This window comes from Candidatus Tectomicrobia bacterium (genome assembly GCA_016192135.1).
Lineage (GTDB): Bacteria > UBA8248 > UBA8248 > UBA8248 > UBA8248 > 2-12-FULL-69-37.
The window spans coordinates 1-18242 of record JACPUR010000035.1 but is presented as its reverse complement, the minus strand read 5'-3'; the positions used below and the strand labels follow the sequence as shown (position 1 = coordinate 18242).

Genomic DNA, 18242 nt, shown 5'->3' with positions numbered 1-18242 from the left:
ACTGCAATACGCCCCTACGCATCGCCCTCGCCGCCAACCGGATCCGGCGAGATTTCGTAGGGGCGGTTCGCGAACCGCCCCTGCAGACCGGCCCGGATTTTCCCCCTACGCGGCCCGCTCGGCGAGCTTCTGGACGGTCTTGCAGAGGTAGTCCCCCACCGCCTGGGTCCCCAGCTTGCCCCCCAGGTCGGCGGTCACCTGACCCTCCTTCACCGCGAGCTTGACCGCCTCCCAGATGAGATTGGCCGCCTTCCGCTGGCCCAGGTGATCCAGCATGATCCGGCCCGCCAGCGTGGCGGCGAAGGGGTTGGCGATACCCTTGAGGGCGATGTCGGGCGCGGTGCCGTGGACGGGCTCGAACATCGAGGTGTTGCCGGGGTTGATGCAGCCCGAGCCCGCGATGCCGACGCCTCCCACGAGGCCGGCGCACAGGTCGCTCAGGATGTCGCCGTACATGTTGTTCGTGACGATGACCCCGAACTTGTCCGGGTGCTGGACGAGCTCCATGCACAGGGTGTCGATGAACTTGTGCTCGGCCTCGACGCCGGGGTGCTTCTCCGCCGTGGCCCAGAAGACGCGCTGCCAGAGGCCGTGGGCGTGGATGAGGGAGCCGTGCTTGTCCGCCATGGTGACCTTGGGGTAGCCGTGGTCGCGGGCGTACTCGAAGGCGTAGCGGCAGATGCGCTCCACGCCCTTGTAGGTGTTGATGTCCTCCTGGATGGCCACCTCGTCCGGGGTGCCCTTCTTGAAGTTCCCGCCCAGGCGCGTCATCACCCCCTCGGTGTTTTCCCGGACGACCACGAGGTCGATGGGCACCTTCTTCTCCAGGGGGCAGAAGCTCGGGTGCAGCAGGGGGGCCGGGCGCAGGTTGACGTAGCCGTCGAGCACCCAGCGCAGGCCCACCAGGAGATCGCGGCAGTTCACGTCCTTGGGCTGGCGGGGGTCGAGGCCCGCGCTCCCGAACATGATGGCGTCGTGCTTGGAGGCCAGCTCGCGAACGAGGCCCGGCACGTCCTCGGGCAGGGACTTTCCCGTCTCGAGGTAGCGGACCGCGCCGTAGTCGTAGGGGGTGACGTCCACCTGCACCCCGCAGGCGCCCGCCGCCGCGCGGACCACCTCCGCCGCCACGGGGACCACGTCGTGGCCCACCCCGTCGCCCGGGATGGCCGCGATGGAAAGCTTCTTCTCCGGCATGGCGTTCTCCTATCGATCGAGACCCGGCCCCGTTAAGTTGGTCCGACGCACCGCTTATGTGGCGGTCTGAGATGAAAAGAAGGGCCGGTAGGGGCGATGCTTGTCATCGCCCCCTCCGGACCGGCGACCGGCACGGGGCGAACACGAGGTTCGCCCCTACGGACGGCCCCCCCTCACCTTCACACCTTGCCCAGATCCCCGCTAGGGCAGCTTCTCCACCGTCCGGAGAATCTGCACCGAGTCGGCCGCGAGGTGGGGGAAAACGCTCACGTCGCGCCAGAGCTTCTCGACCGGGTTCTCCTTCATGATCCCGGCGCCGCCGTAGATCTCGAGCGCCTTCTGGGTGACGCTGATGGCCGTCTCGGTGGCGAATACCTTCGCGAGCTGCCTGGAGGCGGAGTCGTAGTCGTGGCCCTGCTCCATGCTGCCCTCCACCACGCGGAAGAGGTAGGCGCGGGCCGCCTCGAGCCGCATGTACATGTCGGCCAGCATGAGGCCCACCGCCTGGTGGTTGATGATGGGCTTTCCGCCCTGCACGCGGTTCCGCGCGTACTCGATCGCGTACTCGTAAGCGGCCTGGGCCATGCCCAGGACGTTGGCGACGAGCTCGACGTCGTTGAAGCCCGCCACGTCGTCCCGGCGCTGGGTCTTGCCCTTGTTCACCTCCCCCAGCCGGAAGGCGTCGGGGATGACGCAGTTCTCCATGATGAGCTCGGCGTTCTGGTAGAAGCGCCAGCCCACCTTGTCGTGCCTGCGGCCGAAGCGGAAGCCGGGCGTGTCGGAGGGGACGAAGAACATGGTCGTCCCCTTGCTGATCGGCACGGTGGGGTCGGTCCGCGCCATGATGACGAAGAGCTTGGCCACCCCGCCGTTGGCGATGAAGTGCTTCATCCCGTTCAGCACCCACTCGTCCCCGCGCCGGACGGCCGAGGTCTTCCAGCCGGCCCGGGGATCGTTCGGGGGCCAGCGGTTATCCGAGCCGGCGTCGGGCTCGGTGCCCCCCAGGCCGAGGAGATAGGTGTCGTCCTCCATGAACTTGGGCAGGAAGAGCTCGCGCTGCTCCTTGGTCGCCAGCTCGGTGAGCATGGGCGTCCACTTCCAGCACTGGCTGAAGGTCTTGGCCACGCCCCCGTCCCCGCGGGCGAGCTCGAGGATGACGAGGGCCTGGCCCATGAGGTCCACCCCCGGCCCCCCGAACTTCTCGGGCACCGCCAGGGTGCGCAGGCCCAGGGCCGAGCCCTTGCGGATGAGGTCCCAGTCGAAGACCTTGGCCGGGTCCTTGATGCGGTCCCGCGCGGCGGCCACGGGGCGGATCTCCTGCTCGCAGAACTCGCGCGCCATCTGCTGGAGGGCGCGGTACTCCCCGACGAGTTGAACGGTCATGACCGGCATCCCTCCGCGCCTACAGGCGCTTGGCGACCTTGATCAGGTTGATCTGGTTGGTGGCGTCCATGTGCAGGAGCACGGCCGCGTCGCGCAGGTACTTCTCGGCCGGGCCGTCCTTCATGACGCCCATGCCGCCGAAGATCTCGACCGCGCGGCGGGTGACCCGGAGCGCCATCTCCGTGCAGAAGACCTTCGAGAACACGGTCAGGCGGTTGTCCGGGGGGGTCATATGCTCGGACGCCCAGGCGCAGCGCCACACCATGGCCCGGGCCACTTCGACCTCCATCGCCATCTCGGCCAGCTTCATGGCGATGGCCTGGTGCTCGATGATGGGCTTGAGGCCCTGCACCCGGTTGCGCGCGTGATCGAGGGCGTGCTCGTAGGCGCCGCGCGCGCACCCCAGGGCGTGGGCCATGAGCTCGATGTTGCCGCCCTTCGCCACCGCCGCCCGCTGCTGCATGGCCTGGCCCAGCTCGCCGACCAAGTTCTCCGCCGGCACGTGACAGTTCTCGAAGATGAGCTCGGCGTTGTTGTAGAGCCGCATGCCCATCTTGTCGTGGAACTGGCCGTTCGAGAGGCCGGGCGTGTCGCGGGGCACGATGAAGGTGCTCAGCCCCTTGGTGATGCCCACGGAGCGGTCGGTGCGGGCCCAAAGGATGATGAGCTTGGAGACGCCGGCCAGGGCGATGAAGTTCTTCATGCCGTTGATGACGAAGCCCTTGCCGTTGCGCTCGGCGAAACAGCGGGGGCCGGCCTCGGGCACGTCGTAGGGGAGGTGGCTGTCCGAGCCCGCGTCGGGCTCGGTCACGGCGTTCGAGAGGAGGTAGCGGTGGTCCGCGACAAAGGGGGGCAGGAAGCGCTTCTTCTGCTCCTCGCTACAGAGGGCCGCGATGCGGGAGGAGACCTTCCAGTTGTGGCTGAAGGTCTTGGAGGCGCCGATGTCCACCCGGGCCATCTCCTCGATGACCAGGGCCTGGGTGAGGAGGTCCGCCCCGCCTCCGCCCCACTCCTCGGGTGTGCCCAGCGTCCTCAGGCCCAGCTTGGAGCCCTTCTCGATGATATCCCAGGGGACGCAGTCGCGCGGGTCCTCCCGCTGGTCGTACTCGGCGGCGACGGGCCGGACCTCCGATTCGAAGAAGTCCCGGGCGAGCTGCTGCAGCGCCCTCTGTTCATCGGTGAACGTGAAATCCATCCCTTCTCCTCCCATGAGTGCGGCGGGCCGTTCCAGACCTGAATCAAACCGACAGCTTTTCCAGCCCCCACAAGCGGCGGAACAGGTACGTGGCGCCCAGCAAGAGCACAATCTGCACCAAAGCGAAGGCCGAGACCACCCCGAGGCCGTCGTTTTCCCCCACGATGTACAGGGCCAGCGCCATGGGGGTGCTGGCCTCCGTGGCGAGGAGGGCCGAGACCGGGAGCTCCCGGATGAAGACGATGAAGAGCAGCAGGTAGGCCGCGAAGATGCCCGACTGGAGCAGGGGCACCGTCACCCGCCGGAGCGTCCGGAGGAAGGTGGCGCCGCATACCCGGGAGCTCTCCTCCAGCTCGGGGCTCACCGAGAGGAGCACCGAGGAGATGGTCCGGATGCCGTAGGGCATGTAGCGCGTCATGTAGCCCAGGATGAGCAGGAACATGGGGAAGGCGTAGAGCGGGGTCCGGATCCAGGTGATGAGGAAGGCCATCCCCATCACGATGCCCGGCACTCCGATGGGCAGCGTGGTGATGTAGTCCAGGACGGACTTGAAGCGGCGGTTGCGCCCCCGGTGGATCAGGATGGAGAGGAAGGTGCAGAGCACGACGGCCAGGAAGCCGCCCGCGATGCCCAGGAACATGCTGTTCTTGATGGCGCGCAGGGTGTAGTCGTACTCGAACAGGATGAATTGCCAGTGCCGCAGCGTGAACTGCTCCCACCGGAACATCCCGAACCAGTTCCGGTTGAGCGACGCCATCAGCAGCGCCCCCACGGGCAGCACCACGGCCGCCAGCACGTAGAGCAGGTTCAGCGCCAGGGCGAGGTAGCGCCAGGGCCCGAGCGACATGCGCGCGGGCCGGTAGCCCTTGCCGGTCACGGTGACGAAGCTGCGGGGCGCGATGATCTTCCGCTGGATCCACAGCCCGAACGCCGTGATGATCATGAGGATGCACCCGGCCGCGGCGGAGACGCCCGCCTCGGGCGGGAAGGTCCCCATCTTGGTGTACATCTGGGTCGAGAGGGTGTGGACGCGGCCGGGGCCTCCCAGCACGATGGGGACCCCGAACACCCCGGCGCTCGTCACGAAGATGATGACCACGCCCGAGAGGATGGCAGGCAGCGAGAGGGGCAGCGTCACCCGCAGGGCGGTCTTGAACACGCCCGTCCCGCACACGCGGGCCGACTCCTCGAGCGAGGGGTCCATCCGGTTGAACGAGCCGATGGTGAACAGGTACATGTAGGGCGTGTCGAAGAGCACGAGGACCCAGACGATCCCCCACAGCGTGTAGATGTTGAAGGGCGCCTCGGAGAGGCCCAGGGCGCCGACGAGGAAGGTGTTCAGCATCCCCACCTTGGGCGAGGCCAGCGCCCACCAGGCGATCGCCCCCACCAGCGAGGGCAGGAAGAAGGGCATCAGCGTCAGGGGCTCGAGCCAGCGGCGCAGCGGCATGTCCGTCCGGGCGTGGAACCAGGCGAGCGAGGTCCCCAGGGCGCCCGAGAATACCGCCGAGAAGAGAGCGATGAGGACGGTGTTCCAGATGGCCTCGCGCGCGAGGGGCTCGGAGAAGATCAAGTAGTAGTTCTGAAGGGTGAACCCCTCGGGCCCCGCCTCGGTGTAGATGCGGAAGCTCGTCTGGAAGAAGACGAGCATGGGGATGACGGCCAGGGCCGCGACCAGGGCCAGGGCCCCGGCCATCACCCCGGACTCGAGGTTCAGCCGCTGGGAGAGCCATGAGGCGGAGGCCCTCCGGGGGAGAGCCTCCGCCGCTTGGGTCGAGGACATGCGCTCAGTCCCCTCCCGGCGCGGGGCTCATTTGGTCCCCTTGCCGAAGATCGAGACGAACTCGGCCTGCCACTTCTTCACGTCGGCCGGCGTCACCTTCTCCCAGTCGATCGGGATGACGTTCAGCTTGTCGATCGGCGGAGCGATCTCATACGCCTTCTTGAGCTGCGCCTGCACCTTCGGGTCCGGATGCGGAGGCAGCTCGGGCCGGCCCAGGTTGCCGGGCTCGCGGCTCATCTGGATGTACTTGCCGTGCACGCCCCGGTAGAAGTCGATGAAGAGCCTGGCCGTGTTGGGATGGGGCGCCTTCGTCAGGATGGCCGACATCATGGGCAGGGCCGTCACCCCCTCCTTGGGATAGAAGGGGACCATCTTCACCCCTTCCTTCTGGGCCACCATGTTGTGGCGGGCCATGATGGTGGTGCCGATGGCGTACTCGCCCGACATGACGGCGCGGCGCTGCTCGGGCCCCCGGAGGATGAGGCCCGTCTTCTGGGCGGCCAGCTTCTGGAAGAACTCCTTGGGGAGCACCTGCCGCCAGCCCATGTAGACGAGGGTGTAGGTCTCGGTCCGGCTGGCGTCGCCCACCAGGATCTTGCCCTGGAACTTCGGGTTCAGCAGGTCGTGCCAGCTGCTGACGGTCACGCCGGGCAGGATGCTCTGATTGACCGAGATGGTGTTGAGCTGCGCGTCGGCCACCCAGTGGCCGTCACCGTTCATCTTGGCCTTCTCGGCGGGGGCGTAGTGCTTGTCCTCGGGGGAAACGTACTTCATCAGCTCCCCCCGCCGCTTCAGGGAATGGAGCCAGGAGACGGACGAGACGAGCAGGACGTCCGCCGTCACCTTGTTCGCCCGGATTTCCTCCTCCACCCGCCGGATGATGATCGAGGTGGTCCGGTCCGAGAAGTTGAACTTGTGGCCCGCAAGGCCGTAGAGCCTCTTGAACTCGGCCTCCATCACGCGGGCCGTGCCGACCTGCACGAAGTGGGACATGTAGTCGAGGTTGCCCTCCTTCTTCGCCCCCTCGATGAGCTTGGCCACCCGCTCCCGCTCGGCCCCGCTCAGCTCCTTCAGGATCGGCGCATCCGCCGCACCGGCCGGGACGGACAGCGCGAGCGCCGCCACGGCCGCTCCCAGCCAAATCATCATTCGCGCTTTCATGATCCCTCCTCCCCCTTTGTCCAGCTTCTCCGCCGGCCCGGCGGGCCGGCGCATTATCCCCGAAGGAGCACGCATCGCCGGGGGAGCACCCCCAGCGCCACCTGCTGGCCCGGGCGCACCGACACCTCGCCCTGCGCCTGCACCCGGATGCTGACATCCCTCACCTGAACCCGGCAGTCCCAGGACTGGCCCAGGTAGATGGCCTCGGTCACCTTGCCCTCGAGCCGGTTCGTCCCCTCGGCGCCCCCGTTCAAGGAGACGTGCTCGGGGCGGACGCTGATCGTGACGCGGGAGCCGGCCTCGGCGCCCTCGGCGCCGCGGCCGCACAGGAGCCGTGCGCCCGCCTCCGGCACCTCGACCCAGACGCCGCCGTCGCCCTCGCGGCCCGCCACCGTCCCGTCGAGCAGGTTCGTCACCCCGATGAAATCCGCCACGAAGCGGTTGACCGGCTCGTCGTAGATGGCCTGGGGCGGGCCCTCCTGCTGGATTCGCCCCATGTGCATGACGATGATGCGGTCGCTCATCACCATGGCCTCGGCCTGGTCGTGGGTGACGTAGACGGACGTGATGCCAAGCTCGCGCACGAGGCGGGTGAGCTCGAGCCGCATCTGCTCGCGGAGCTTGGCGTCGAGGTTGCTCAGCGGCTCGTCGAACAGGAGGACGCGGGGGTTGTAGACCAGCGCGCGGGCGACGGCCACGCGCTGCTGCTGGCCGCCGGAGAGCTTGGTTGCGTTGCGATCCTCCAGGCCCGTCAGGCCCACGAGATCGAGCGCCTTCTTCACCCGCTGGCCGACCTCGGCCTTCGGCGTCGACTTCGCGCGCAGGCCGTAAGCCACGTTCTCGAACACGGTCATGTGGGGCCATACGGCGTACGACTGGAACACCATGCCCAGGCGCCGCTCCTCGGGCGGGAGGCAGATGCCCCGCGCGGAGGACGTCAGCAGCTCGTCCCCGATGAGGATATCCCCCTCCTCGGGCACCTCCAGCCCGGCGATGCAGCGGAGGGTGGTCGTCTTCCCGCAGCCGCTCGGCCCCAAGAGGGTGATGAACTCCCCCTCGCGGACGGTGAAGCTCACGCCGTTCACCGCCGCCGCATCGGCGCCGAACCGCTTGATGAGGCTTCGCACCGCCACGCTGGCCACCGGCTCACCTCCCCCATGCCCCCGCGGCGGGACATCCCGCCGGAGTGAAGGACGCCGCGTCCGCCGGCGCCTCCGCCGCGCCATGCGCGCAAAAACCTCCGGCCCGCCGCCTTCGAAACATTTCCGAATTGCAGGTCTTCTTTATATCATCCCGGCCGGCAAATCCCAACGCGCGGAGGCCTCCGGCGCGCAGAAGAGGCGTCTCAAGGGAGAGACAGTGGCTGCCCGGAGGAGGGGGAAATTCAAATCGGAGATTTTCCAGGCGCCCATCGAGAGGCCGCGGCTTGGGCGCCGGCGGAAAAATCGCGGATTTCAGGAACAAAGGCGGGGCGGCCCCGGCAGCCGGAATGGCGCTTATCCGGGAGTCCCGGCGGGCTACGCCCCCAGCCAGAGAAGGAAACCGGCCGCGGCCACGGCGGCCCCCGCGCCGCGCGCCACCCGCGCGCCCAGCCGGTGCGAGCGTGCCCACCGCCCGAGCGCGATCCCCGCGCCGTGCAGCAGGGCGGTCGCCGCGAGGAAGCCCGAGGCGAAGAGCGCGGGAGCGGCCGCCTGGGGAAGCTCCGTCCCGTGGGCGTGCCCGTGTTGGAGCGCGAAGAAGCCGGCGAGCGCGAGCCCCGCGATCACCGGCCAGCGGGGGGCGAAGGCCGCCGCCGCTCCGAAAATGATCACCGAGGCCGCGACCCCCGCCTCCACCCAGGGCATGGGCACGCCCGCGCCTCCGAGCCAGCCGCCCGCGGCCATCATCGCGAGAAACGCGAGGGGCAGCGCCCATACCGCGCGGCCGCCCATCCGGGCCGCCCACAGTCCCAACGCCGTCATCGCGAGCAGGTGATCCAGGCCGCCGATCGGATGGAGGAATCCCTCGCCGAGGCCGGCGCCCCACGACCCGGCCACATGGGCCTCGGCGCTCCCCGCGGAGCCGCCCAGGATCACCATGCCGGCTGCGAGTGCGATGCGCTTCATCGATCTCTCCTTATATTACAGGGCCGAACGCCGCCCGGGAGTTTTTTGGAATGCCGGCGCAGGCGCCGGGCGGGCGGAAGGTCAGGATAGCAGAAAATACGGCCGGATCGGCGGCGGAACGATCTTCGGTAGTGGGTCAGTTTCGCGATTCCGCTGTCATTCCGAGCGCAGCGAGGAATCTGCTTTTGTAAGAACCAGAAGCAGATTCCTCGGTCGCCCTCTTTTTGGGTGGCGGTGCCCGCCACCGCCAGGCGGCAAGCCGCCTGGGCGGGCTCCCTCGGAATGACATCTGTGGCACAGACTGACCCACTGCCCGATCTTCGCCGGCGCTCATGCGAAGAAGCCCGGGTCCTTCGCCCGGAGCTGGCGCTCGTAGTAGTTCCAGTAGAACTCGTGGAGGAGCTCGTAGGGGGCGTTCCTGCCGAGGCCGATGGCGAGCTCCCTCGGGAGCGGGCGCGCGCTCCCGCCCTGGTAGGCGAGGAGCTGGGTCTGCGCCGCCTTCTCGAGGAAGACCGCGCGCATCGCGGCCTCCCGCATGCTCCGCCCCACCGTCAGGATGCCGTGGTAGGAGATGATGACGGCGGGCGATTGGCCCATCTTCCTCAGGATGGCCTCGGCCAACTCGAAGGTGTAGACGCGGTCGGGGGACTCCTCGAAGAGGGGCACGCCGTGGGCGTAGAAGTGGGTGCCGAACTGGTCGAAGGGCTCGATGGTGCGCCCCTGGGCCGCCACCGCGAGGCAGTGGGGCGCGTGGGTGTGGACGGCGGCCGTGTGCTCGGGGTGGTCCTTGAAGAGGGAGGCGAAGAACACCCACTCGTTGTGGGGCTTGCCCTCCCCCTCCACGATCTTGCCGTCGTAGCCGATGCGCAGGAGGTCGCCCGGCCGGACCTCGTCCAGCCCCAGGGTCATGGGCTTCATCCAGAAGGACCGGCCGTCCGAGGCGCGGGCCCCGGCGAAGCCCATGATGGCGTCGGCTTGGCCCACAAACGCCAGGATGCGCCCCGCGAGGGCGAGCTGGAAACGAAGATCCGGGTCGGACGTGCTGCTAGGCATGTTTTTCCCTCTGGATAGATGGCCGATTCTTCTGTAGGGGCAGGCCCCTGCGCCTGCCCCGTGGTGAGGGCGGCCACGGGGGGCCGCCCCACCCCGACTCTCCCCCGGAGGGGGAGGGAGGCTCGCCGCCCACCCGGCTTTGGCCTTTCCCCCTCCCGCCGGGAGGGGGCAGGGGGAGGGAAACACGCGGGCCGGGCATCCCCTCACCCCGGCCCTCTCCCGCCTGCGCGGGCCGAAGCCCTTCCACCTTCTCGAAGTTCGCTCCCGCCTTCGCGAAGCCCGCTTCGGCGGGCGGAGGAAGGTCGGCGGGCGAAGGCCCGGAGAGAGAAAGGGAGAATACGCCCCCGCCTACCGCCCCGCCCCCGCCGTGGCGGCGATCAGCTTCTCCCGCAGCTCGTCCAGGGTGAGCACCCAGCCGAGCCGCCGCTGGATGTTCTGGAGGGCGAAGGCGTGGAGGTCCTCGCCGTAGGCCGAGGCCACGCAGTCGGAGAGGACGACCATCCGGAAGCCCCGGTTGTAGCCGCCAAAGGCCGATGCCAGGACGCAGGTGTTCGTGTTGCAGCCCGCGACAAGAAGGGTGTCCCGCTTCATGAAGCGCAGGAGGAGCTCCAGCGGGGTGCCGTGGAACATGTCGAAGGTGCGCTTGCTCTCCACCCGGTGGTCCTCGGGGCGGGCGTCGAGCCCGGGGACGAGCTGGCCCTCGACCGAGCCGGGGCGCTTGTGGCGCGCGAAATCGCTCGGGCGGTGGGGGGTGAAGGACTCCTTCGCCTCGAGCATGGCCCGCTCGAAGGGATGGGAGGCGAGGAGCGGCTCCTCGTACACCGTGCTCACGTGGAGGATGGGCACGCCCGCCTCCCGCGCCAGCGCCAGGAGGCGGTTCGTCCCCTCGATCACCCGCCGGCACTCCTCCTCGGGCACGGGCAGGGAGGCGACGGCGGGGTCGAGGTTCCCCCGCTGGCAATCGATGGTGACGACGGCGGAGGATGCGGCCTCCAGCGTGAGGGCGTCCTTCATGCGGGCGATCATCCGCGAGCGGTCCACGGGCTGGGCCATGGCGGTTCCTCCTCAGGCGCCCCCGGCCGGGGCGGGCGCGGGCAGCGGGCGCTTATAGCGGCGGTACTGGGCGTAGTAGACCAGGGCGAACAGCGCGATCCCGGCCATGTCGGTGAAGACGCCCGGGATGAAGCACAGGACGGTGGAGGCGCCCAGGGCCAGCCACTCCGGATGGCTCGTGGGGCCGTAGCAGAACCGCATCGTCCAGAAGGAGAAGGCGACGGTGCCCACGAGGGCGGAGAAGACGGCCCAGAGGCTCTGCTCCAGCGTCCCGGTGAAGAGGATGGAGGTGTAGGCGAACAGGAGCGCCATCACGTAGAGCATCTTGCCGAACTTGAGGCTGGCCCATCCCGTCTTCCAGGGGTCGGCCCCGGCGATGGAGGCGGCGACGTAGGCCCCCAGGCAGACGGGCGGGGTGAAGTTCGAGTCCTGGCTCAGCCAGAACACGATCATGTGCGCGGCGAGGACCGGCACGCCGAACTCGGCCAGGGCGGGCACGGCCAGGACCGCCAGCACCAGGTAGGAGGCGGTGATGGGCAGCCCCATCCCGAGCACGAGGGAGGCCAAGGCCACCAGGAAGACGGCGGCGAGGAGGCTCGAGCCCGCCAGCGAGACGATGATGTTCGAGAGCTTGAGCCCCAGCCCGGTCAGGGACACCACGCCCACGATGATGCCGATGGCCCCCGCCGTCGCCCCCACGATGAGGGAGCTGGCCGAGCCGTCGATCAGGGCGTCCCACACCCCGCGCGGCCCCATCCGCAGGCCGGGGTCGCGGTTCAGCCAGCTCACCAGGACGGTCGCGCCCACGGCGACCCCGGCGCAGTAGGGCGGCGAGTAGCCGGCGTAGAGGAAGAGCATCAAGAGGGAGAGGGGGATGGCGTGGAACCAGCCCTCGCGCAGCACCGCTCCCGCCGGCCGCACCTCGCCCTCCGGGAGCCCCCTCAGGCCCAGCCGCTTGGCCTCGCAATGGACCATGATGCCGATCGAGAGGTAGTAGAGGAGCGCCGGGATGGCCGCGACGAGGGCGATGTGGCCGTAGGAGATGCCCGTCAGCTCGGCCATGATGAAGGCGCCCACCCCCATGACCGGGGGCAGGAGCTGCCCTCCCGTCGAGGCCGTGTTCTCGATGGCCGCGGCCACGTGGGGCTTGAAGCCCGTCCGCTTCATCAGGGGGATCGTGAAGGTGCCGGTGGCGACGATGTTGGCCACCGAGGCGCCCGAGATCGAGCCGAAGATGGCCGAGGAGAAAACCGCGACCTTGGCCGGTCCGCCCACCGCCCTCCCCATGAGGGCGAGGGGGAAGTCGATGAAGAACTTCCCCGCTCCGGAGCGCGCCATGAACGAGCCCAGGTACATGAAGATGAGGACGTAGGTCGCCATGACGTTCGTCATCACGCCGAAGACGCCGTCGTCGGTGAGGAAGAGGTACTCCGCCAGGCGCCGCACAGGCACTCCCCGGTGGGCCAGCATCTCGGGGAAGTAGGGCCCGAAGTAGGCGAACAGGAGCGCCCCCACGGCCACCACCGACATCGCCATCCCCGTCACCCGGCGGCAGGCCTCGAGGGAGAGCAGCACCCCCGCGATCGAGACGTAGTAGTCCAGGCCGGTGTAGTCCCCCGCGCGGTAGGCCAGGCCCTCGTACTGCCAGATCCAGTAGCCCACCGCCCCCAGCGAGAGAGCGGCGAACGCCATGTCGAAGGCGGAGGGCCGCCCCGCCGGAGAGGCCCCACGGAGGGGAAAGAGGAGGAAGGCCATCCCGAAGGTGAGGCCCAGGTACAAGCCCCGGTGCCACTGGGGCGCCGCCACCCCGAAGACCGCGCTGTAGATGTAGAAGGCGCCCATGGCGGCCGCCAGGAGGCGGACCTGCCCGTCGAAGAAGGGAGGCAACCGGCGCTGCGCGCGGGACTCGGCGCCGGGGCCGGGGTCCGGGGGCGCGGGCGGCCCGGACGCGGGATGGAATGACGTATTCAAATGCCGCCCTCCCCGGGGCGGGAGCCCCCGTGGGGCCCCCGCCCGAGGATGGAACCGGGAATGGAGAGCGCCATCAGCGGGCGGCTATCTCCTTCGGGATCGCGACGCCTTTCTCCTTCCAGAAGCGCTCCGCCCCCGGGTGGAGCGGGATGGTCACGCCGCTGAAAGCGGTGTCGGGGGCCATCTCGCCGAAGACGCGGCCGACGGCGTTCGAGAGGAAGGCCTTGGCCTCGGGCGAGTACATGCGCTTGACCATCCGGTAGACGATGTCCGCCGGCAGGTCCTTGTTCGCCGTCCAGACGGTGGTCTGCTGGAAGGTGGCCACGGGCTTGTCGATGCCCTTGTAGGTGCCGGCGGGGATGGTGCGGGGGCTGTAGTAGGGATATTTCTGGTAGAAGCCCGACTTCTCGGCGGCGGAGTGCAGCTCGATGAGCCGCGAGGGGTTCGTCACCGCGATCTGGGTGATGAGGCGGTCCCCCATGCCCGGCGTCCAGTTGAAGGCGGCCACCTGGCCGTCCCCGATGGCCGAGGCGGCCTTGCCGCCCCCCAGGAAGACCGGCTTGAACTTGCCCCACAGGCCGGCCTGCCGCGCGAGCCGCTCGAAGGTGAGGGCCGAACCCGAGTTGGGGCCGCCCACCGCGATGGTCTTGCCCGCGATGTCCTCGAGCTTCTGGATGTCGCTGTTGGCGAGCACGATGAGGTGCGTCACCACGCCGAAGAGCTTGGAGACCGCCCGGAGGTTGGTGTGGGGCGCCTTGAAGATGCCCCCTCCCCGCCATGCCTCGTGGATGTCGCTCGAGAAGCCGAAGCCGGTCTCCACCTCTCCGCGGTGCACCCGCCGCACGTTCTCGGGAGAGCCCGTCCCCGCCTCGGAGGAGACGTTCAGGCCCGGGATGTTCTTGGAAAAATCCACCGACATGGCGCTCGCCCAGGGGTTCCAGGCGCCGCCCACCTGGCCGCCGAGGAGGGTGATGCGCTTCACCGCCCCCTCCGCGGCCGGCTGAGGAAGCGCCCAGCCGAGCAGCGCGGCCGCCAGAATCGCCGTCCACAACCCTTTGTCCCACCAAGTGCGTCTCATGGATGTGCCCCTCCGATGAATTGCCTTCCGCACTCCCGCCTTCAGCGCGCGGGAAAGAATTTCTTCCGGGCGTGGCCCGGCTCGAACCTGCCCTCCAGGGCGTCACGCAGCCAGTCCGCCACCGCCAGATAGAAATCCGGCAGGCGCCCGCCCAGGGTATGTGTCTCGTTCTCGTAGACCCAGAGCTCCTTGGGCCCCGCGAGCATCTCGTAGAGCCGCTCGGCGTCCTCGAGGGGGCAGAGCTCGTCGAACTCCCCCATCGCCAGGAGCATGGGGCAGCGGAGCTTCCCCGCCAGGGGCTCGAGCGTCATCCGGGCGGCCATCTCGTCGAAGGCGTCCTCGTCCCGGATGTTGGACATGTACTTGTAGTTCGCCCGGTAGGCCGGCTTGCCGTGCTTGAAGATGGTGTCCTTCTGGAGATAGACGCCCATCGCGCCCACGCAGGCCTTGAGGCGCGGGTCGTGGGCCGCGACGCGCGGGCCCCAGTAGCTCCCCATGCTCCAGCCGTAGAGGCCGATCTTCGAGGCGTCGATCTCGGGCCGCTTCTCGAGGAAGTCGATGGCCGCCGAGCCTGCGCGCTCGAAGTTGTCGAGCGTCACCCAGGTCTCGCGCACGTTGCTCTCCCCCTGCCCGGGCCCGTCGATGCTCAGGGTGGCGAGCCCCCGCCGGCGGAAGTGGTTGTGATAGGGATTCGGCATGTACTCCTTGATGGTGTCCATGCCGGGCACCACGAGGACGCAGGGGGCCTTCGCCCCGGGGACGGTTTGAAGGATGCCGGGGATGGACTTTCCGCCCTCGAATGGGATCTCCACCCGCTCGACCGGGGCTTCCCCGAAGAGCCCGGTGAACTTCTCGTAGCAGCGGATCATCTTCGCGTAGAGCTCGCGCTTCTTGGGGGTGTTGGCGTGGATCATGCCACAGGCGGGGCCGTAGTAGAGCGCCGCCCGGTGGTAGAACTCCGCCGCGCTCTCGCGGTGGCCGGCCGCCTCCGCCTCGCGGGCCAGCTCCTCCTCCTGGGCGGCGGTGCGGGCCCACTCCTTGACGGCGGCCTCGGGGACCTTGATCCGCTCGGTCGTGCGCTTCACGTCGGCGGGGCGGAAGCCCCACTCGACGAACATCGCCGCGCGGAAGCCGTACACGTCGTGGACCTTGTAGAACTCCTCCGTGATCCATTTGTGGCTGCGGCGGCTGCGGTCGGACATGCCCCTCCCCCATGCGCGGAACAGGCGCTGAAGATGCCCTCGACGGATTGGACAATGACGAGGCATTATATTTCTTCTCGCGCTTCCATCAAAGCGGCAATAAAGGACTCATGGGCGGGGGCGGGAGCCTCCCGCCGGGACAAACCGGAGGAAGCGGCATGGCCCGCATGAACGGCGGTCAGATCATCGTGGACTACCTGATCCAGGAGAAGGTGCCCTACATCTTCGGGCTCTGCGGGCACGGCAACATCAGCTTCATGGACGCCCTCTACGAGCGCGCGGACGAGATCCGGACCCTCTCCGTCCGGCACGAGTCGGTGGCAGGCTTCATGGCGGACGGCTACTACCGCGTGGCGGGGCGGCCCGCCGCCACCTTCACCTCCTGCGGGCCGGGCTCGGCCAACCTGCCCATCTGCCTCGCGAACGCCTACCTCGACTCGGTGCCCTTCCTCGCCGTGACGGGGAACATCCCCACCAGCCAGTTCAACCGGGGCGCCTTCCAGGAGCTCTACCGGCACCACCAGGCGGACTTCCCCTCCACCGTGCGCGCGGTCTGCAAGCGGGTGTACCAGCCCACCCGGGCCGACATGGTGCCGGTGGCGGTGCGCCAGTCCTGGAAGACCATGATGACCGGGCGCCCGGGCCCCGTGGTGCTCGACGTGCCCTTCGACATCTTCAAGGAGGAGGCGGACGTCGACATGCCGGACGCCCGGGCCTGGAACGGCAACATCAACTGCCGCTGCGCGGCCGAGCCCGAGGCGCTCCGGCGGGCGGTGGACATGCTCCTCTCGGCCGAGCGCCCCGTCGTCCTCGTGGGCCAGGGGGTGAAGTACGGGGGCGCGGCCGGGGAGCTCCTCAAGCTCCTGGAGCGCCTGCAGCTCCCCCTCGCCTGCTCCTCGAGCGGGATGGGGGCCGTCTCGGCCGACCATCCCCTCAACCTGGGCCTCATCGCCCGGAACGGCACCTACCCCGCCAACCACGCCGCCCGCCAGGCGGACGTGCTCCTGGCCCTCGGGGTGCGCTTCGACGACCGCACCTCCAGCAGCTGGATCCCGGGCTACTCCTTCAACATCCCCCCGACGAAGCTCATCCACGTGGACATCGACCCCGAGGAGATCGCGCGCAACTACCCCGTGGCGCTCGGCCTCATGGCGGACGTGCGGACCTTTCTCCGCCAGGTGCTGGCCGAGCTCGACGCCCGGAAGGTTCAGGCGGCGCCCCCCTCGCGCGCGGGCTGGCTCCGGGACATCGGCCGCTGGCGGAACGAGTGGGAGGAGTTCATCGCCCCGGGCTTCTCGGCCGACACCACCCCCATCCACCCCCAGCGCGCGGCGCACGAGATCGACAAGGCCCTGCCCGGGGACGCCATCATCGTGAGCGACGTGGGCATCCACCACAACTGGCTCATCCAGTTCACCCGGCCCAAGGGCCCGCAGTCGCTCCTCGGCTCGATGGGCTTCGGCGCCATGGGCTTCGGCGTGGCCGGGGCGCTCGGCGCCAAGCTCGCCGCCCCGGACCGCCCCGTCGTCTCGGTCTGCGGGGACGGCGCCTTCTTGATGCACGCGAGCGTGCTCGGCACCGCGGCGGAGTACGGCATCCCCGTGGTCTGGGTGGTGTGGAACAACTACGCCTTCGCCTCCATCCGGGGGCTCCAGAGGGGCTACCTGGGCAAGCGCGAGCTCGCCACCGACTTCAAGCATCCCCGGACGGGCGCCCCCCTCAACCCCGACTTCGCCGCCATGGCGCGCGCGGCGGGCATCGGGGGGGTGCGGGTGGACAAGGCCAAGGACCTGGGCGAGGCCGTCGCCGAGGCGGTCAGGAGCGGCCAGCCCTATGTCATCGACGCCAACATCCAGGGGGAGAACAACCCCCAGGGCGCGGGGGTGTGGGAGCTCCCCGGCCTGGGCCACTCCCAGCCCTCGATTGGGGGGAGGACCCTCCCTCGGGCATAAGGAGCGGATTCACGTGGATCCGGAAACCGAGCGCGAAAGGAAGTTCTGGGGCACGGGCAGGGACTGGGCTCTGGCGACGCTCCTGGTGGGAGGCTACGCCCTGGTCGCCGCCTGGAACCTGGAGTCGGAGGAGGGTTCGCTCCTCCGGGGCGTGGGCGCCGTGCTCCTCGCCGGCGGGGCGCTGTGGTTCCCGCGGCGTCGGCTGAGGGGCGGCTGACCGGCCGCGCGCAACCGGTTAATCCCTCCGCGTCCCCTGGCTAGGAGTCTCCTTCCGCCGCAGGAAGCCGAGGACGCTGCGGAGGACGACGAAGACCCCGGCGCCGGCCATGAGGATCCAGGACAGCATGATCAGGTGCTCGATGTTGGGGCCGTTGATGTCGGTTTCGAGCATGGCGGCGTTCCCTCCGAGGGTCTCCTACGGCTTCTTCAGCCGCGTCTCCGCGATGGCGGCTTCCTTGCCGTCCGGTTCATTTGTCGACGCGGATGAACTTGATCGCCAGCGGCTCTTCGCTGGAGCTGTCGATGGCGCATGTCCTTGTATTGAAGTTCACCTTCCCTCTCGTCGTTTTCGCCGTGATGACCCTTCCGTCCGCGCTGAGGGTGGCGCTCATCGGCTTCTCGTCACGGTCTCCGAAGCAGCGCCGGGCCTCCGGCGTGGTCCACCGGTCGATTTCTCTCCCTTCCAGGGAGGATCCCTTCAGGCTTCCCGACAGGCGCTCCTCTCCGGGGCGGAAGCCGTACTCCGCCATCTTCGGGGTCGGCTTGGCCCAAACCATGGTCAGACTTTTTCCCGAGAGCTTGATCTCATAGGTGCTCCCGTCGAGGGTCCGCCATTTCCCGAGCCACTTGGCGAAGGCCTTCACCTCGGGCAGGCGCGTGCGGGCGAGGAGGGCCTCCTTGCTCTCCGGGGCGAGGGCGAGCGTCCGCTCGTAATGCCGAACGGCATCGCCGGCCCGATCCTGGCGGACGAGGGTCTCGGCCAAATAGAAATGGCCGATCCCGTCCGCCGGGTCGATCTCGAGGCCCTGGGTGAAACCGAGCGCCGCCGCCTCGAACTCCCCCTCCTGGAAGAGCGCGAACGCCTGCCTGAAGAGGGCCTCCGCCCGGGCCTT

The 18242-nt window shown here is 69.0% G+C and carries 16 protein-coding genes; 2 read left to right on the top strand and 14 right to left on the bottom strand.

The genetic code is table 11. The features are described 5' to 3' along the window. Positions 1-105: 105 nt before the first annotated feature. From HYZ11_13845 to HYZ11_13790, 12 genes are all read right to left on the bottom strand, one after another. Positions 106-1194: an isocitrate/isopropylmalate dehydrogenase family protein gene (locus tag HYZ11_13845; GenBank protein MBI3128682.1), complete on the bottom strand. Its 1089-nt coding sequence runs from the start codon at positions 1192-1194 to the stop codon at positions 106-108. Positions 1195-1395: 201 nt separating this feature from the next. Continuing rightward, on the bottom strand, positions 1396-2577 hold the full coding sequence (locus HYZ11_13840; GenBank protein ID MBI3128681.1) for an acyl-CoA dehydrogenase family protein: 1182 nt from the start codon (positions 2575-2577) through the stop codon (positions 1396-1398). A 19-nt stretch (positions 2578-2596) separates the two neighbouring features. Further along, a complete protein-coding gene (locus HYZ11_13835) occupies positions 2597-3772 on the bottom strand; it encodes an acyl-CoA dehydrogenase family protein (GenBank protein ID MBI3128680.1) in 1176 nt (391 codons plus the stop codon). A 43-nt stretch (positions 3773-3815) separates the two neighbouring features. After that, positions 3816-5555 (bottom strand): iron ABC transporter permease, encoded by a 1740-nt coding sequence (locus tag HYZ11_13830; GenBank protein ID MBI3128679.1) that lies wholly within the window; start codon positions 5553-5555, stop codon positions 3816-3818. Positions 5556-5582: 27 nt separating this feature from the next. Further along, positions 5583-6716, bottom strand: coding sequence for an ABC transporter substrate-binding protein (locus HYZ11_13825; protein MBI3128678.1), 1134 nt, complete (start codon positions 6714-6716; stop codon positions 5583-5585). 53 nt (positions 6717-6769) lie between these two features. Next, positions 6770-7942, bottom strand: a complete 1173-nt coding sequence (locus HYZ11_13820) for an ABC transporter ATP-binding protein (GenBank protein ID MBI3128677.1) — start codon at positions 7940-7942, stop codon at positions 6770-6772. Between the two features lie 291 nt (positions 7943-8233). Further along, positions 8234-8821, bottom strand: coding sequence for a HupE/UreJ family protein (locus HYZ11_13815; GenBank protein ID MBI3128676.1), 588 nt, complete (start codon positions 8819-8821; stop codon positions 8234-8236). Between the two features lie 330 nt (positions 8822-9151). Further along, positions 9152-9874 carry a class II aldolase/adducin family protein gene (locus HYZ11_13810; GenBank protein ID MBI3128675.1) on the bottom strand — a complete coding sequence of 241 codons (723 nt, stop codon included), beginning with the start codon at positions 9872-9874 and terminating at the stop codon, positions 9152-9154. A gap of 348 nt (positions 9875-10222) precedes the next feature. Further along, positions 10223-10927 carry a cysteine hydrolase gene (locus HYZ11_13805; protein MBI3128674.1) on the bottom strand — a complete coding sequence of 235 codons (705 nt, stop codon included), beginning with the start codon at positions 10925-10927 and terminating at the stop codon, positions 10223-10225. A 12-nt stretch (positions 10928-10939) separates the two neighbouring features. Then, positions 10940-12898: a TRAP transporter permease gene (locus tag HYZ11_13800; GenBank protein MBI3128673.1), complete on the bottom strand. Its 1959-nt coding sequence runs from the start codon at positions 12896-12898 to the stop codon at positions 10940-10942. Positions 12899-12971: 73 nt separating this feature from the next. Further along, a complete protein-coding gene (locus tag HYZ11_13795) occupies positions 12972-13976 on the bottom strand; it encodes a TAXI family TRAP transporter solute-binding subunit (protein MBI3128672.1) in 1005 nt (334 codons plus the stop codon). Positions 13977-14017: 41 nt separating this feature from the next. Further along, positions 14018-15178 (bottom strand): alpha/beta hydrolase, encoded by a 1161-nt coding sequence (locus HYZ11_13790; protein ID MBI3128671.1) that lies wholly within the window; start codon positions 15176-15178, stop codon positions 14018-14020. 158 nt (positions 15179-15336) lie between these two features. Between HYZ11_13790 and HYZ11_13785 the strand changes: the two genes are divergently transcribed. Next, positions 15337-17130, top strand: coding sequence for a thiamine pyrophosphate-binding protein (locus HYZ11_13785; protein MBI3128670.1), 1794 nt, complete (start codon positions 15337-15339; stop codon positions 17128-17130). 13 nt (positions 17131-17143) lie between these two features. Then, positions 17144-17347, top strand: a complete 204-nt coding sequence (locus HYZ11_13780; protein ID MBI3128669.1) for a hypothetical protein — start codon at positions 17144-17146, stop codon at positions 17345-17347. An 18-nt stretch (positions 17348-17365) separates the two neighbouring features. On the opposite strand, the gene HYZ11_13775 is transcribed toward HYZ11_13780, so the two are convergent. Together HYZ11_13775 and HYZ11_13770 are read right to left on the bottom strand one after the other, a co-directional pair. Further along, positions 17366-17521: a hypothetical protein gene (locus HYZ11_13775; protein ID MBI3128668.1), complete on the bottom strand. Its 156-nt coding sequence runs from the start codon at positions 17519-17521 to the stop codon at positions 17366-17368. Positions 17522-17597: 76 nt separating this feature from the next. After that, a partial coding sequence (locus tag HYZ11_13770) for a hypothetical protein (GenBank protein MBI3128667.1) occupies positions 17598-18242 on the bottom strand: 645 nt, incomplete at its 5' end.